Raw genomic sequence first — 15,718 nt, 5'->3', positions numbered from 1 at the left:
AGTCAGAGGACGACGGTGATCGTCTTCAGTTCGGTGTTCGCTTCGATCCCCGCCCAGCCCAGCTCCCGGCCCAGCCCGCTGAGCTTCGAGCCGCCCCACGGCAGGCGGGCGTCGAGCGGCGACCAGCCGTTGACCGCGACGGCACCGGCACGGACTCGCGCGGCGACGGTGTGGGCCCGGCTCAGGTCGGTCGTCCACAGGGTCGCGGCGAGCGCGTAGCTGCTGTCGTTGGCGATGGACACCGCCTGGTCATCGTCGTCGAAAGCGATGATCGTGCCCACCGGCCCGAAGATCTCCTCGCGGGCGATGGTCATCCCGGGCGAGGCGCCGGCGAACAGGGTCGGCTCCACGAAGTAGCCGCGACGCTCCGGGCGCCCGCCACCGGTGACCAGCCTCGCCCCTTCGTGACGGCCGATCCGGATGTAGTCCAGGACGCGGTCGCGCTGCTTGGCGTTGACCAGCGCCCCCATCGTGGTGCCGTCGTCGAACGGATCCCCGAGGACCACCTTGGCGGCGTGGGCGGCGAGGCGGTCCACGAACTCGTCGTGGATGGCGCGAGCGACGAGGATCCGGCTGCCGGCCGCGCAGACCTCCCCCTGGTTGGCGAAGATCCCGAGCGCGACACCGGCGGCGGCCGCGTCCAGGTCGGCGTCGGCAAAGACGATCTGGGGGCTCTTGCCCCCCAGTTCCAGCGTCGTGGGCCGGAAGGTCCGGGCGGCCGCGGCCGCGACGATCCGGCCGGTTTCGGGGCTTCCGGTGAACGAGATCTTGTCGACCCCGGGATGCTCGACGAGTGTCTTGCCCGTGGTGGCGCCGCGGCCGGAGACGACGTTGAACGCGCCGGGCGGAAAGCCCGCTTCCCCGGCCAGCTGCGCCAGCAGCAGCGACGTCAGCGGCGCGTCCTCCGGCGGCTTGAGGACCACGGCGCAGCCGGCGGCCAGCGCCGGCGCGATCTTCCAGGACCCGATCATCGTCGGCGAGTTCCACGGCGTGATCGCCGCCACGACGCCGACGGGCTGCCGGACGGTGTAGCTGAGGGTGCGCCGCCCCTGGTAGCCCGGCGTGGGGATCGACTGGCCGGTCAGCTTGTCGGCCCAGCCGGCGTAGTACCGGAAGGTGCCCACCGTCTGCGGAAGATCGATCACCCGGACCTCGATGCCCGGCTTGCCCACGTCGAGGGATTCGAGATCGGCGAAGTCCTCGGCGTGGTCCTCGATCAGCTGCGCGAAGGCGAGCAGCAGCGAGCCACGGGCGGCGCCGTCCAGCCGGGCCCATTCGCCGTCGTCGAGCGCGTCGCGCGCGGAGGTGACGGCCTTGTCCACGGTCGCGGCGTCCGCCTCGGTCACCGTGACCAGCGGGCGCTCGGTGACCGGATCGACGACGTCGAACGTGTGTTGCGGGGAATCGGGCTGCCAGTGCCCGGCCACGTAGGGGGTGGTGGGGAGGCTGCGTGCGAGGTCTTCGGCAGTGGAACGTCGAGACATGTTCGATTACCGTCCTTGCTGATCGATATTCGTACTATACGATCCACGTCGACGCCGGTCAATCACACGGGCATCCGGCCCGCTGTGCTAAACCATCTGCAGCACCCAGCCGCCAACGGAGGACCCTGACGATGAACTCGCCGAGCGGGGAGACCTCCCAGACCCTCGACCGGGGGCTCACCGTGCTGAGCTTGCTGGCCACCCACGGCGACGGGCTGACCGCGGCGGAGCTGGCCGAGAAACTTTCCACGGCCCGGGCGGTCGTCTACCGGCTGCTGCGCACGCTCGAGGTCCACCGCCTCGTCGGCCGCCTCGACACCCGCTACGTGCTCGGGATCGGCATCGCCGAACTCGCCAGCAAGCTGCGTCCCCAGCTGCAGGCCACCGTGCTCCCGATCCTGCGCCGGCTCAGCGAGGAAACGAACAGCACCACCTTGCTGAGCATCGCGGACGGCGACCAGGCGCTGATCCTGCTCACCGAAGAGCCCACGCGCGGCCTGTTCCACCTCGCCCTGAGGCAAGGGGCCCGGCACCCCCTCGCCGTCGGCGCCGACGGCCTCGCCATCCTCGCCGGCCGACCGCCGGCCCCGGAGGACGGCGACGACGTCAAGCTCGCGCGCAGCCGCGGGTACGCACTCACGGCCGGAGCCCTCCAGAGCGGAGCGGTCGGCGTCGCGGCACCGATCAGGACCTCCGACTGGGCGACGGCCAGCATCGGCGTCGTCCAGCTCGGCGTCGAGGTTTCGGACCCGCACATCCCGGAGCTCGTCACCGCGGCGGCCGCCGAGGCGGCCCGGCGGCTGTCCGGCGACTTCACCCCGGAGACAGCCGCGCAGTCCTAGTCACCAAGAGCCTCGTGAGTGTTGAGGGCGATCAGAGGGGACACTCATTTAGTGACCCACTTGCGACCCGGGGATCTCTGGGCAAATCTCAGATGGCTGCCCATGACCAGGGTCGGGGTAGGTCGCCACGGATGCACGCGATGCGGTGCCGTGCTTGGTCGGCAGCCTCGGGGCGGGCATCAGATTTGCTTAGCGCGAAGCAGACCCATCGAAGCTCTTGGATGTCCGCGAGGGTCCGGTAGCTGGGCACGGTGGTGACGTCGTAGCCGCCGTATGCGGCGACGAATGAGCGGTAGTCGTCGGTGGTGATCCGGGCGAAGTCGGTGTAGTCGACGGCGAGTTGGATCAAGTCCCACTCTCGGCGGCCGAGGGAGACCATCTCCAGGTCAAGCAGGATCGGCGGACCAGAGTCGGGAACGGCGATGTTGCCTTGCCAGGCATCACCGTGGATCACCCGGTCTGGTCCGTTGACTGTGAGGTGTTGGTAGCGCTGGCGAAGTTGCGAAAGGTGTCCACGCAACCATGCGCGGTCGCCATCGTCGAGGCCGGAAGCGTCCGCGATGCGGGGGTCGAGGTTGGCGAACGGGTCATGCGCGGGCAGGTTCGGCACCTTCGGCACGGGCAAAGCATGGAAGGTGCGCAGGACGGCGCCGAGCTCTGCGGGCGTTGCGGGGCGATGTGGAGGCAGCAAAGCCCACCACGTGACAGGTCGATCGTTCACCATGGCGGGCTGCGGCAGATCCGGCAGCGCTTGAACAACCGGTAGGCCGGACTCAATGAGCCACTGGGATACCAGCACCTCACGCCTGGCGGTGTCCCGCGATCCGGGGCGGCCGATCCGGGCGACCACGCCACCAGGCAGGCGGTACATCGCGTTGGAGCCGTCGCGGATCAGGTCGGCCCCGGCGGCGTCGAGGCCGACGATCCGCGCGGAGGCCGAAAGCACGCTGTCAGCGTCTGTGAGGTTCACTGTCACGTGATCGATCGTCTCAGGTTCCGGGCAGCGCTAGCGAGGCGATGTCGTGTCGTAGCTCGGCGACGTCGCCGATTCGCTCGTGCTGCTCGGAGATGTGAGCCAGCCCGTTGAGTTCCTTGACGATTCGCTGAGATCGCAAAGGCGCGGCTTCGGTGACCGCCTGCCGACCGATGGTGACGGCTTCGCGGGGGTCACCTGTCGACATCATCAGAGAAGCGAGCCGGGTCCGGGAGAAGGTACGCGACCTGGGGTAGTTCGCCCCCTGCAACCGGATGGCCGTTTCCAAGCGGGGCGCTGCCAGTTCGATCAGGTTCCGTTCGCGAGCGACGGGAATTAGCGCCTTGCCTGTGCTTCCTTGGTGCTCAGCTTCGTCGTAGTAACACAACCACGGAGGATCGGCCGCCAGGTCGCGATCCGCGAAATGCGTATCGGCCCGATCTACGTCCTCGATCGCCTCCTCGGCTCGACCAGTCAAGGCCAGCAAGCGCGCACGGATAGTCCAGAGCATCGCCCGGCCGGTGGCAGACACGCGGTCCGAGCGGACCTGGGCAAACTCGATGAGCGACAGCGCGTCGTCAAGATTGCCCAGATACGCGGCCTTACGCGACATTTCAGCAAGTGTGTTCGCTCGGAGTGCCCAGGAATTTCCTTGGTCGGCACACCAAAGGGCGAATTGGAAGCAACGATCGGCGGCCTGATAGTTCGCGATATCGAACGCCGAGTAGGCAACGACTCCACTGAGATTGCCAACCGCCTCAAACATGGCGTTGCGGACGTCATCGGTCGCTTGGGCTTCGATCAGTCGCCCTGCCCAGCGGAGTTGTCCGGTGGCGGCCTCGCAGGACAGGCCACCTCCGAAGAGGTTCTCTGACATCGCCACGGCACGCGTGGTCACTCGTACGTGCTCGACATCTGTCCAGCCGATCCGCTGCGGGACGGGTGTCTCCACCGAGGTACGCGCGAGAAATTCAGACGGGCTGACGCCGAGTTCAACCTGTCCGTACAGATCAGGGGTCACGACTGGCAGTGTCACCAGAGCGCGATCTGTGCTGGCACCCCGTCTGGTAGGGCGGAATCCCAGATCTGCGTCTGTGGCGACACCGAGCACGGTTCGCAACCCTGTTCTATATGCCTCGCCAGGCCAGCCGACCTTGCCGCTTTCATAGCGCTTGATGGTGTCGGCGTCCAGGGTGTATTGCTGTTCCCGGGTTTCCCAGAGGAACGCGTTCACAGCATCGGCGAGTTCCGCATGGGTCATGCCCTCGCCAGCCTTCGCGCGCGAAGGTGCCGCTTCGCGAATAGCGCGTAGCTTGGCGTTCGGCGTGGCCACTCCGATGCCCTCCCTAGTGGTGCGGCTTCCGAGTGTACCCCGGTGACCAGCGGGAACGGCGGCCAGATTGCCTCCGGGTGTCGGCCGATGCCCCCCAGAATGCCCTCTTGGCAATGCGCCAATTGATCGACGCTATATGCATGACGACGACAACGGGCGCCCGGATGCACATCACGTGGGTGACGTCGGCAGCAGCGCCGGTGGATCACGCGGTAACCGACGACGCCATGGGTACAGGAATGGCGGCGCGCGGGGAGTTCGTGGCGGTGTGTGGTGCCCAGTTCTTCTCGGCGCCGATGACCGCCTCGCCGGGGCCGGTCTGCTCGAGTTGCCGTCGATTCGTGGTGGCTCGGGCGTCGTTGCGGTCTGTTGAGCAGCGGATGGCGGGGCGGCGTGATCGTCGGTATGGTCTGCCGGGCGCGCTGGCCCGTCTGCTCGCGGCGGTGTGCGGGTCTGAGTCTCCGGTCGTCCCGGTACCAAGAGCGGCGGCGGGGCGCGATGGCCGCTGCGTTGACCGCGACGGTGACGCGTGCGGGTGCGGGCGATGAGGTGCTCGACGTGCGGGTTGGGGTGGATGCGGCCGGGCGCCCGGTGGCGGAGCTGCTGATCACGGTGAGCGGGGTGCGTCGGATGGCTGCGCTGTGGCGTTGTCATCCCCCACCACGCCAGAACGCGGCCTGACATCCCGGGCGGCACACCCGTGTGTGCCGCCCGGGATGTCAATTGCTGCAAGGAAAAGGGTGCCCCGCACGCGATCGGTGTGCGGGTGGATCGGGCTCCGGTGGACCGGCCGGTAGCCCTGGTGTGGGAAGGGAAGAACCGCGATGACGAGTGCAGTGCAAGAGATGGTGACCGAGCCGGAGTTGACCAGACTGGAACTGGCCGGGCGGGACTTGGTGTCGGCGGAATTGTTCGACCGGCTGGTGACCCGGATCGCGCGGGAGCAGGCGGAGGTGACGCGCGGGCTGGCGGCGCGGATCATGGATCAGGCGCTGGCGTTCCTGGCCGCGTGCGGCGCGGATCGGGGTGCGTCGCTGTCGCCGTCGGAGTTGGTGGACATTGGCTGGCACACATTCCTGATGTACACCAAGGAATACAGGAAGTTCTGCGACCGGGTCACCCATGGGTTCATCCATCACGTCCCGAACGACGATGGGCAGGAGACCGGTGCGGAGGTCGGCGACCGGGTCGAGATCGCGCGGACTATGGATGCGGTCGCGGCGGCGGGGTTCGCGGTCGATCCGCAGGTGTGGTTGGCTCGCGCGGCCAAGTGCAACAGCGGGGATGACGGGTGCCGTAGCTCGGGTGAGGACGGCAACGAGAACACCGAGACCAACGGCAGCGGCCGGTAGCGACCGGCGAGAGGCGGTCAGGGTAATGATGTCGACGCGGTACAGCTGGAGTGAGTTGCCGGATGCGGTGCGTGCGGCCGTGCAGGCCCATACCGGGCCAATCGGCCGGACCGTCGCCGCCGGGGCGGGGCAGAGCTGCGATGCGGCGCTGACCCTGTGCCGGGACGGGATGGCGCCGGTCTTCTGCAAGGCGGTAAAAGGGATCTCGCGGGAGATGCGGTGGCTGCGGACCGAAGTCGAGTCGGCAGGACTCGTGGGCGGGCTCGCCCCGGCGGTGCTGTTCAGCGCGGATCTTGTCGCCGACGGCGAGGATTGGTTCGTGGTCGGGTTCGAGCATGTTGCCGGGCGTCCGGCGAACCTGGCCCCAGGCTCGCCGGACCTGCCGGTGCTCGCCTCGCTGCTGGACCGGATCGGCGCGGTGTCCGCGCCGCACCTGCGGTCCCTCGGTGACCGCTGGGGCGCGCCCTGGTGGGACCGGCTTGCCAGGGATCGCCCGGGAATCGTGTCCGGGTGGGACCTGGCGGAAGTGTCGGCGTGGGAACAGAAGGCCCCGGGTCTGGTGCGCGGGGACCGGCTGGTGCACACCGATCTGCACGCCGACCAGTTCGTCATCGGCGCCGGAGCCGACGCCGGCGGGGCGGTGCGGGTGCTGGACTGGGCCTGGCCGGCGTCCGGGGCCGCCTGGGTGGATCCGGCGTTCCTGGTGATCCGGCTGATCGGCGCGGGCCACACCCCGGCGCAGGCCGAGGCGTGGGCGCGGGCGCACACCCACTTCGCGGACGCGCCCCAGGAGGCAGTCACCGCGTTCGCGGTGTACGTCGCGGGCTTGTGGACCGCGAAGGCTGCCACTACCGACGCCCTGGCACGGCTGGCCCGTGAGTACGCGCGGTGGCGCCTACGCGAACGAGCGTGACGGGCCGTTCATGAACGGTGGCCCCTTCCCGCATGGGAAGGGGCCACCGCCGTCTCGGGACATCCCGCCCGTGGGTTCGAGACGTCCTAGCGTCCCTGTCAGCACCCATAACGATCACAGTAGGTCGGCAAATAAGAGTCCGCTAGAACCGCCCTGAACACTCACGAGGCTTTGCTGCGTCACCACGAGCTCCTACGCAATCTCGTCCGGCGACGGGCTTCCCCATCGCCGTGCTTGCGGCTACCCTTACCGATAAGCGTACAGCTTGTACGATAATAGGACGGGAGAAGCTGTGGCTGACGACGTCACCGGAGCCGAAGCGCTCGTACGTGCCGCGGCGCACTCTGGCGCCGAAGTGTGCTTCGCGAACCCCGGCACCACAGAGATGCCCCTGGTCGCCGCCCTGGACCGCGTCCCCGGGGTGCGTGCCGTGCTCGGGCTGCACGAGAACGTGTGCACCGGGGCGGCCGACGGGTACGCCCGCATCACCGGGACAGCCGCGCTGACGCTGCTGCACCTGGGCCCCGGCCTGGCGAACGGCCTCGCGAACCTGCACAACGCGCGCCGGGCGAACACTCCGGTCGTCAACATCGTCGGCGACCACACGAGCTGGCACCTGCCCTACGAGGCCCCGCTGACGTCGGACATCGCGGCCCTCGCCGCGACGGTGGGGACGGTCCACACCGTCACCGGCCGCGCGAGCATCGGCGAGGCGACCCGGACGGCGATCGACGATGCCCACCGGCTGCTGGGTGTCTCGACGGTGATCGTGCCCGCCGATCACCAGCAGCACCGCGCACCCGAACAGCCGGCCAAGCCCGCGTCGGCGCCGTCGCGCGCACCGGTCGGCGGCGATACCGTCAAGAACGCCGCGGCGCGGCTGCGGACCGCCGGATCGCGCGGCGTGCTGCTGCTCGGCGGGAACGCCTTGAGCCGCGAAGGACAAGTGGCGGCAGGCCGCATCGCGGCGAAGACCGGGCTCACGCTGTACAGCGAGACGTTCCCGGCACGCGCGGAACGCGGTGGCGGCCTGCCGGCCATCGACCGGCTCCCCTACTTTCCCGAAACGGCCGCGGCGGTGTTGCGGGAAGCACCGGCCGTGGTGGTCGCGGGTGCCGAGGACCCGGTCGCGTACTTCGGCTACGAAGGCGTTCCGAGCATGCTCACCCGGCCGGGCACGCTGGTCCGGCTGGCGCGGCCGCACGAGGACGCGGAAGAAGCCTTGCTGGAACTCGCCGATCTGCTGGGCGCTGTCGCCCCGGCCGGGCCCGGACCGGCGTTCGAACCGCCCGGCCCGGACGAACCGTTGTCCGGCCGCACCGTCGGCCAGGTCGTGGCGAGCTGTCTGCCCGAGCACGCCATCGTGTCCGTCGAGGGCGGGACGAGCGGCTATCCGTTCTACACCGCGTCGGCGTCGTCCGTCGGCCACACAGTGTTGACCAACACCGGTGGCGCCATCGGGCAAGGCCTGCCCTGCGCGCTGGGCGCGGCCATCGCGGCACCCGACCGGCCGGTCGTCGCGCTGCAGTCCGACGGCAGCGGCCTCTACACCGCGCAGGCGCTGTGGACCATGGCCCGGGAGCAGACCGACGTCACCGTGCTGGTGGCCGCCAACCACACCTACCAGGTGCTGCGCACCGAACTGAGCCGGCACGGCAACGACGACTTCGGTGCCCAGGCCGCGGCCTTGACCAGCCTGGCCGACCCGCGCGTGGACTGGGTCGCGCTGGCCGGCGCCTTCGGAGTACCGGCCTTCCGCGCCACCTGCGTCGCCGAACTGCGACACACCTTCACCGACGCCGTCACCTCCGGCGGCCCGCACCTGATCGAAATGGCGCTATGACCACAGTGGACACTCCGCCGGCAGTCACTTCGTTCCTGGCCCGCGAACACGGCCTGTTCATCGGGGGCGGCTGGCGCCCGGGCGAAACCGGCCAGCGGCTGGTTTCCACCAACCCCGCCACCGGCGAGCCGCTGGCCACCTTGGCTCGCGGCGGTCCGGGCGACGTCGACGCCGCCGTCACGGCGGCCCGCGCGGCACTCGCCGATCCCGGCTGGCGTGACCTCACCCCGCTGCAGCGCGGCGAGCTGCTGCACCGGCTGGCCGAACTCGTCGAAGCGCACGCCGACGAACTCGCGCTCATCGAGTCCCTCGACAACGGCAAGCCGGTCTCGGTCGCCCGCGCGGTCGACGTCACCACCACGGCCAAGCTCTTCCGCTACTTCTCCGGCTGGCCGAGCAAGTTCGAGGGCTCGACCATCCCGCTGTCGCCGCGGGGCGGGCGGCGGATCCTCAACTACACCGTGCACGAGCCGATCGGTGTCGTCGGAGCGATCGTGCCGTGGAACTTCCCGATGTCGATGGCGTCCTGGAAACTGGCACCGGCGCTGGCGATGGGCAACGCGGTGGTGCTCAAGCCGGCGGAAGAGACGTCGCTGTCCACGCTGCGGCTCGCCGAACTGTTCTCCGAGGCCGGTTTCCCGCCCGGCGTGCTGAACGTCGTGACCGGGCAGGGCAGTGTCGTAGGAGCGGCGCTCGCGGCGCACCCCGGCGTGGACAAGGTGGCGTTCACCGGCTCGACGGAAGTCGGGCGCCTGGTCACGATCGCGGCCACGGGCAACATGAAGAAGGTTTCCCTCGAGCTCGGCGGCAAGTCCCCGCACATCGTCCTGCCCGACGCGGACCCGAAGGCGGTCGCCGCCGCGGCGGCCGACGGGATCTTCTTCAACCAGGGGCAGACCTGCACCGCGGGTTCACGGCTGTACGTCCACTCCGCCATCTACGACGACGTGATGTCGGCGCTCGTCGAAGAGGCGAACCGGATCGTGGTCGGCCCCGGGCACGACCCGGCCAGCCAGATGGGCCCGCTGGTCTCGGCCCGGCAGCTGGACACCGTCAAGTCCTATGTGGAGTCCGGACTGGACGAAGGAGCCACCCTCGAAGCCGGCGGGTCGCGCCCGGCGGGTCTCGACGGCGACTACGCCGGCGGCTACTTCCTCGAACCGACCGTGCTCACCGAAACCACGCACGCCATGCGCGTGGTCCAGGAAGAGATCTTCGGGCCGGTCCTCGTCGCCATGCGCTGGACCGACGTCGACGACCTGATCGACAAGGCCAACGACACACCGTACGGCCTGGCCGCCGGCCTGTGGACGAACGACCTGACCCAGGCCCACCGCATCGCCGCCGCGATCAAGGCCGGAACCGTGTGGATCAACTGCTACAACCTCACCGACCCGGCTTCGCCGTTCGGTGGCTACAAACAATCCGGTTGGGGCCGGGAAATGGGCCGCGGTGTGCTCGAGCAGTACACCGAAACCAAGAGCGTCTGGGTGAACCTCTCATGACCACAATGGAACTCGACGGGCAGGTCGCCATCGTGACCGGCGGTGGCCTCGGCATCGGGAAAGCCGTCACCCGCGCACTCGTGCGGCGGGGCGCGCAGGTCGTCATCGCCGCGCGCCGCCTGCCGATCCTGCAGGAGGCCGCCGACGAGATCATGGCCGAACTCGGCGGCACCGTCGTTCCGGTCGCCGCCGACACCACCGACACCGAGTCGGTCCTCGCGCTCGCCGAGAGCGCCGCGAAGGCCGGCCGGGTCTCGATTCTCGTCAACGGCGCCGCCGCGCCCGCCGGCCTCGTCCGCGACGACGTCGCGAGCGCCGATCCCGAAGCGCTGCTCGCCGACCTGAACACCAAGGTGGTGGGCTACTTCCGGTGTGTCAAAGCGGTCGTGCCCCTGATGCGCGCGCACGGTTACGGCCGGATCGTGAACATCGGCGGGCTGACCGGCCGGTCGAGCCACGCCCTCTCGGGCATGCGGAACCTCGCCATCGTGCACATGACCAAGGTGCTGTCCGACCAGCTCGGCCCGGACGGCATCACGATCAACACGCTGCACCCCGGTGTCGTGGAAACCGAGCACATCCACGAGCTGTACGCCCGCAACGCCGCCGCGCAGGGCATCACCGCGGCCCAGGTCGAGCAGAACTTCATCGACCGCACCCCGATCCGGCGCGTGCTCACCGCCGACGAGGTCGCCGACGCGATCAGTTTCTTCGCCGCACCCACCGCGGGCGGGATCACCGGCGAATCGCTGGGCATCGACGGCGGCCTGACCCGGGGCATTTTCCTCTGACCACGTAAAGGAGAGCACCGATGCAAGGAACCATTCTGGTCGCCACCGCCGGACAAGGTGTGTTGCGCAGCAACGACGACGGCACGACCTGGAACCGCATCCCCCTGGATCAGGGGCTCGAGTTCGACTCCGTGGTGCGCGCGCTGGCCGTCCACCCCACCCGGCCCGAAGTGATCTTCGCCGGCGCCGAGGTCGGGCTCGGCCGCAGCGACGACGGCGGCACCCGCTGGACCCGGGTCGCCTCGCCGTTCGACGACACCCAGGTGTGGTCGATCGCCATCGACCCGAACGACCCCGACAGCATGCTGATCGGCACCGGCGCACCATCCCGTGCCGCCATGTACCGCACCGCCGACGGCGGACGCACCTGGGACCGGCTCTCCCCCGAACTGCCGGAACGCTGCGCCGGCGTCAGCAAGCCGCGGATCCTCACCGCCGTCTACGACCACGTCGACGGCAAGTCCGCCTGGTTCGGCGTCGAGGAAGGCGGCCTCTGGCTGACCCGCGACCGCGGCGACACCTGGGATCGCGTCGACAGCCCCGACGGCGTGGCGCCGTCCGACATCCACTGCGTCGTCGTGCTCGACGGGCCGCCCAAGACGATCCTCTGCCTCGTCGTCAACGCCGTCTTCGTCAGCCAGGACGACGGCGCGACCTGGACGCGCACCGGCACGAAGTCGACGTGGGGCATCTATTACACCCGCCTGGTCGCCCGCATCCCGGGCAGCGACTCGGTGCTGCTCGGCATCGGCGACGGCACGCCGGGCACCAAGACCCGCGTCTTCCGGTCCGACGACCTCACCCAGACCTGGCAGGAGTCCACATTCGACACCCCGGCCAACTCGACTGTCTGGGCGTTCGGCACCCACGCTGGCGACCCGGACCTCGTCTTCGCCGGCACCAAGTACGGCCACCTGTTCCGCTCCACCGACGGCGGCCGCACCTTCGCCAAGGAATGGCGGGAATTCCCCGAGATCACCGACGTGGCCTGGACCCCGGCCGTCGCCGCCGACGCCCCCGCCGCCACCCATTGAAGGAGCACACCGTGATCAAACCCGTGGTCGTCCGCACGCACCTTTCCCTGTTCGTGCGCGACCCCGAGACGTCGGCGGCGTGGTACGCCGACGTGCTCGGCCTGGAAGTCACCGCTCGCGGCCCCCAGTGGGTTTTCCTTTCCTTCGGCCGCAAACACCACGACATCGCGCTCATCCAGGCCGAGGACGGCGCCGCCCACGGTGGCCTGGGCCTGCAGCACTACGGCCTGGAGATCCAGGGCGACGTCGACGATCTGCGCCGGCTCTACGGAATGCTGCTCTCCAAGGGCGTCAAGGTGGTCAAGACGACCGACCACAAGGTGGGGATCGGCCTCTACTTCGAGGACCCCGACGGCAACCGGTTCGAGCTGTTCGCCGAAACCGTCACCGACGACGACGAGGGCCGGCGCATCCTCGGCGAGCACAACGCTCCGAGCGAGCCGGTCGAGCTCGAGCCGCTTTACTAATCCGGCCAAAAGTAGGCCGCCCCCCGAGCGGTAAGCAACCGTTGCCACGAAAGCCATTCGGCCGTGGCTGTGGTCGGATTGGTAAATGGCGGCACAGTCCCTGATCACCCGACAACCACGAGGTCGAACTCATGCCAGTCGCGAACTTCGGGCCCTATCACGTCCGGAAATGGTTCACGCACGTCGAGGACGTGCTCGCCAACGAGACCGGGCAGGCCGCCGACGGATCGGCGGTGCGCCGCATCGTCGTGGCCGCGGCCGTGCACAACCCCTATGCCGGCCGCTTCAGCGAGGACTTGAGCGACATCGTCGCGAAGTCGGCCGAGCTGGGGCACGAAGTGGGCCGCCGCGCGGTCGAGGCCTCCGGCGGCGAGCCGATCCAGAGCTACGGCAAGGCGTGCGTCGTCGGCACCCTCGGCGAATACGAGCACGGCAACGCGTTCCTCACCCAGGTGTTCGCGGACCCGGTGCGCGAGGCCGTGGGCGGCGGGAAGTCGTGGGTGCCGTCGACGGGCAAGGTCGGCGCCGCCGGAGCCGTCATCGACATTCCGTTGGCCCACAAGGACGCGCTCTACGTGCGCTCGAACTACGACACGATCTCGATCGGCTTCGGCGACGCGCCTCGCCCGGACGAAGTCGTCATCGCCTTCGCGTTCGCGTCCCGCGGCCGGCTGCACGCCCGCCTCGGCGGCCTCTCCGCCGCCGAAGTGCGTGGCGAGGACGGGCTGCGCTAGCCCGATGACCGAGCCGACGAGTCACGAGGTCCTCATCAACGGCCTGACCTGCCATTTCCTGCGGTGGGGCGACGACAGTCGCCCGGCTGTCCTCCTGCTCCACGGACTGCGCAGCTACGCCCACACCTGGGAACAGGTCGCGCGCGCGGTGAGCAGCACCCACGCGGTGGTCGCCCCGGACTTCCGCGGCCGCGGCGACAGCTCGTGGGACCCCGGTCGTGACTACTTCACCAACGCCTACGTCGAGGACATCGAGAAGCTCGTCGCGTCGCTCGGGCTCACCCGCTTCGGCATCATCGGCCACTCCATGGGCGGCACGGTCGGCTACGCCTTCGCCGCGAGGCACCCGGACCAGGTCACCGCCCTGGTCGTCGAAGACATCGGGCCGGGTTCGTCGACGGACACCGCGGGCGCGGACCGGATCCTGCGCGAGCTGCGTGGCACTCCGCGCAGCTTCGATTCGCTCGGGGCCGTGCGTGCCTACTGGCGGGACCTCCGCCCGGGCATCACCGACGAGGCGCTCAGGTCCCGGATCGAACACACCGTCCGCCCCGGCGGCGACGGCCGGTGGGAATGGAAACTCGACATGGCGGGCATCGCCGCCGCCCGGTGCGGCGGTGACCCCGCCGGGCCGGTCGACCTGTGGGCCTGTGTGGACGCGCTGCGCTGTCCCACCCTCGTCCTCCGCGGCGCCCGCTCGGACTTCCTCCCGGTCTCCGTCTGCCGGGAGATGGCCGACCGGCAGCCGCTGCTTCGCTGGGCGGAGATTCCCGAAGCCGGGCATTACGCGCACGACGACAACCCCGCCGAATTCCTCCGGCTGGTGACCGGCTTCCTGGCGGGAGTCTCGCGGTGACCGACCGCGTCCAGGTCGCGATCGTGGGCGCCGGGCCGGTCGGGGCGACCGCGGCCAACCTGCTCGGCACCTACGGCGTCACCACGCTGATCATCGACCGGGAACCGGACGTCGTCGGGTACCCGCGCGCGATCGGGGTGGACGACGAATCACTGCGCACCTTCCAGACCATCGGCCTCGCCGGCGAAGTGCTGCGCAGCGCCATCCAGAACGTGCCGCTGAAGTTCTTCGACGCCTCCGGTCACTGCCTGGCCGACATCCGGCCCACCGCCCAGGATTTCGGCTGGTACAAGCGCAACATCTTCCTGCAGCCCGAAGCGGAGGCCGTGCTGCGGCGCGGCTTGCGACGGTTTCCCCACGTGCAGGTGATGCTCGGCACCGAGCTGCGGCAGATCCGGCAGGACGCGGACGGCGTGACGCTGTCCTTCGTCGGCGAAGACGGTGCCCGCGAAGTGCGCGCTGACTACGTGATCGCGGCCGACGGTGGCCGCAGTACCGTGCGCGGCCTGCTCGGCATCCCCTTGGAAGGCTCGACCCACCCGCGCAAGTGGGTGGTCATCGACTGCGCCAACGACCCGCTGGAAGCCCCGTACACGGCGTTGCACTGCGACCCGCGCCGCCCGTACGTCTGCGCCCACCTGCCGGACGACCGCCGCCGCTGGGAGTTCATGCTCTTCCCGGGCGAGGACGCCGGCGAGATGCTCGCCCCGGACCGGGTCGCCGGCCTCCTCCGCCACCACCTCGCCGACCCGGGCGTGGTCGACGTCATCCGCGCCCGGGTGTACACCCACCACTCCCGCATCGCGGCCCGGTTCGCCGACGGCCGCATCGCGCTGGCCGGGGACGCCGCGCACCTGATGCCGCCGTGGGCCGGGCAGGGAATGAACACCGGCATCCGCGACGTCACCAACCTCTGCTGGAAGCTCACGGCGATCGTGCGCGACCAGGCCGATCACTCGCTTTTCCTTACCTACGAACAGGAACGCCGGCCGCACGCGAAGGCGATGATCGACCTGTCGACCACGCTCGGCCGGATCCTCAGCCCGACGCGGCGGTCCCTGGCGCACGCCCGCAACTGGTTTCTCCGCGCCGCTTCCCTCGCGCCGGCGGTCAAACGGTGGGTCCTCGAGATGCGGTTCAAGCCGGTCCCCCGCTACCAGGCCGGTTTCGTGGCGCCCGGTCCGCATCTTCCTGGCGTGGGCCGGATGTTCGTGCAACCGCGGGTGGAGACCGGCGAGGGTACGCATCCCCGTCTCGACGACGTCCTCGGGCCGTGGTTCGCCGTGATCGGGTTCGAATGCGACCCCCTGGCCAAGCTCGGCGACGCGGAACTCGCCGCGGTGAAGGTGTTCAGGCCGCGCATCGTCAAGATCGTCGAATCACGAGCCGGCGAACGGCACCACCGGCAGCACTGTGCCGATCAGGACACCATCGTCGTCGAAGACGTTCACAACGAGTTGCGCCCGTGGTTCCAGGCACGTGCCCGCGACGTCGTGGTGGTCCGTCCCGACCGCTACGTCGCCGCGATGACGACGGCAGACGAGCTCGGCCCCGTGGTCACCAACCTGGCCGGGCAGTTGTACTGACCGGC

14 protein-coding genes are annotated in these 15,718 nt (G+C 69.7%); 11 read left to right on the top strand and 3 right to left on the bottom strand.

The features are described 5' to 3' along the window. Positions 1–2 precede the first annotated feature (2 nt). On the bottom strand, positions 3–1,484 hold the full coding sequence (locus tag A3CE_RS0142810) for an aldehyde dehydrogenase family protein (protein WP_026469400.1): 1,482 nt from the start codon (positions 1,482–1,484) through the stop codon (positions 3–5). A 131-nt stretch (positions 1,485–1,615) separates the two neighbouring features. Here A3CE_RS0142810 and A3CE_RS52495 point away from each other — a divergent pair, with 131 nt between their 5' ends. Continuing rightward, positions 1,616–2,326 (top strand): IclR family transcriptional regulator, encoded by a 711-nt coding sequence (locus A3CE_RS52495; RefSeq protein ID WP_020646268.1) that lies wholly within the window; start codon positions 1,616–1,618, stop codon positions 2,324–2,326. A gap of 88 nt (positions 2,327–2,414) precedes the next feature. On the opposite strand, the gene A3CE_RS0142800 is transcribed toward A3CE_RS52495, so the two are convergent. Together A3CE_RS0142800 and A3CE_RS0142795 are read right to left on the bottom strand one after the other, a co-directional pair. Next, positions 2,415–3,302 carry a phosphotransferase gene (locus tag A3CE_RS0142800; protein WP_020646267.1) on the bottom strand — a complete coding sequence of 296 codons (888 nt, stop codon included), beginning with the start codon at positions 3,300–3,302 and terminating at the stop codon, positions 2,415–2,417. Positions 3,303–3,315: 13 nt separating this feature from the next. After that, the gene (locus tag A3CE_RS0142795) at positions 3,316–4,632 is read right to left on the bottom strand and encodes an NsdA family TPR-like regulatory protein (protein ID WP_245589681.1); all 1,317 of its coding nucleotides are present in this window, start codon (positions 4,630–4,632) and stop codon (positions 3,316–3,318) included. 845 nt (positions 4,633–5,477) lie between these two features. Between A3CE_RS0142795 and A3CE_RS0142790 the strand changes: the two genes are divergently transcribed. The 10 genes from A3CE_RS0142790 (at position 5,478) to A3CE_RS52490 (ending at position 15,713) form a co-directional block, all read left to right on the top strand. Continuing rightward, complete coding sequence (locus A3CE_RS0142790; protein WP_125591350.1) at positions 5,478–5,984, top strand: glycine-rich domain-containing protein; 507 nt, start codon at positions 5,478–5,480, stop codon at positions 5,982–5,984. 79 nt (positions 5,985–6,063) lie between these two features. Further along, positions 6,064–6,897: a hypothetical protein gene (locus A3CE_RS0142785; RefSeq protein ID WP_245589680.1), complete on the top strand. Its 834-nt coding sequence runs from the start codon at positions 6,064–6,066 to the stop codon at positions 6,895–6,897. 292 nt (positions 6,898–7,189) lie between these two features. Next, positions 7,190–8,740 (top strand): acetolactate synthase large subunit, encoded by a 1,551-nt coding sequence (locus A3CE_RS0142780; RefSeq protein WP_020646263.1) that lies wholly within the window; start codon positions 7,190–7,192, stop codon positions 8,738–8,740. Further along, the gene (locus A3CE_RS0142775) at positions 8,737–10,245 is read left to right on the top strand and encodes an aldehyde dehydrogenase family protein (protein ID WP_020646262.1); all 1,509 of its coding nucleotides are present in this window, start codon (positions 8,737–8,739) and stop codon (positions 10,243–10,245) included. Before A3CE_RS0142780 ends, A3CE_RS0142775 begins: the two co-directional genes overlap by 4 nt. Further along, complete coding sequence (locus A3CE_RS0142770; RefSeq protein ID WP_211231870.1) at positions 10,242–11,036, top strand: SDR family NAD(P)-dependent oxidoreductase; 795 nt, start codon at positions 10,242–10,244, stop codon at positions 11,034–11,036. Before A3CE_RS0142775 ends, A3CE_RS0142770 begins: the two co-directional genes overlap by 4 nt. Before the next feature lie 20 nt (positions 11,037–11,056). Then, complete coding sequence (locus tag A3CE_RS0142765; RefSeq protein ID WP_026469397.1) at positions 11,057–12,070, top strand: WD40/YVTN/BNR-like repeat-containing protein; 1,014 nt, start codon at positions 11,057–11,059, stop codon at positions 12,068–12,070. A gap of 11 nt (positions 12,071–12,081) precedes the next feature. Beyond that, entirely contained in the window at positions 12,082–12,537 is a 456-nt protein-coding gene (locus tag A3CE_RS0142760; protein WP_020646259.1) for a VOC family protein, read from the top strand. A gap of 131 nt (positions 12,538–12,668) precedes the next feature. Continuing rightward, the gene (locus A3CE_RS0142755; protein WP_020646258.1) at positions 12,669–13,271 is read left to right on the top strand and encodes an amino acid synthesis family protein; all 603 of its coding nucleotides are present in this window, start codon (positions 12,669–12,671) and stop codon (positions 13,269–13,271) included. Between the two features lie 4 nt (positions 13,272–13,275). Then, the gene (locus tag A3CE_RS0142750) at positions 13,276–14,127 is read left to right on the top strand and encodes an alpha/beta fold hydrolase (protein ID WP_020646257.1); all 852 of its coding nucleotides are present in this window, start codon (positions 13,276–13,278) and stop codon (positions 14,125–14,127) included. Beyond that, positions 14,124–15,713 (top strand): bifunctional 3-(3-hydroxy-phenyl)propionate/3-hydroxycinnamic acid hydroxylase, encoded by a 1,590-nt coding sequence (locus A3CE_RS52490; protein ID WP_020646256.1) that lies wholly within the window; start codon positions 14,124–14,126, stop codon positions 15,711–15,713. The genes A3CE_RS0142750 and A3CE_RS52490 overlap by 4 nt, the downstream gene beginning before the upstream one ends. Positions 15,714–15,718: the final 5 nt, after the last annotated feature.

The sequence above is a fragment of the Amycolatopsis balhimycina FH 1894 genome (genome assembly GCF_000384295.1).
Taxonomy (GTDB): domain Bacteria; phylum Actinomycetota; class Actinomycetes; order Mycobacteriales; family Pseudonocardiaceae; genus Amycolatopsis; species Amycolatopsis balhimycina.
The sequence above is the reverse complement of the archived record's forward strand: the minus strand, read 5'-3'. Positions and strand labels throughout refer to the sequence as shown.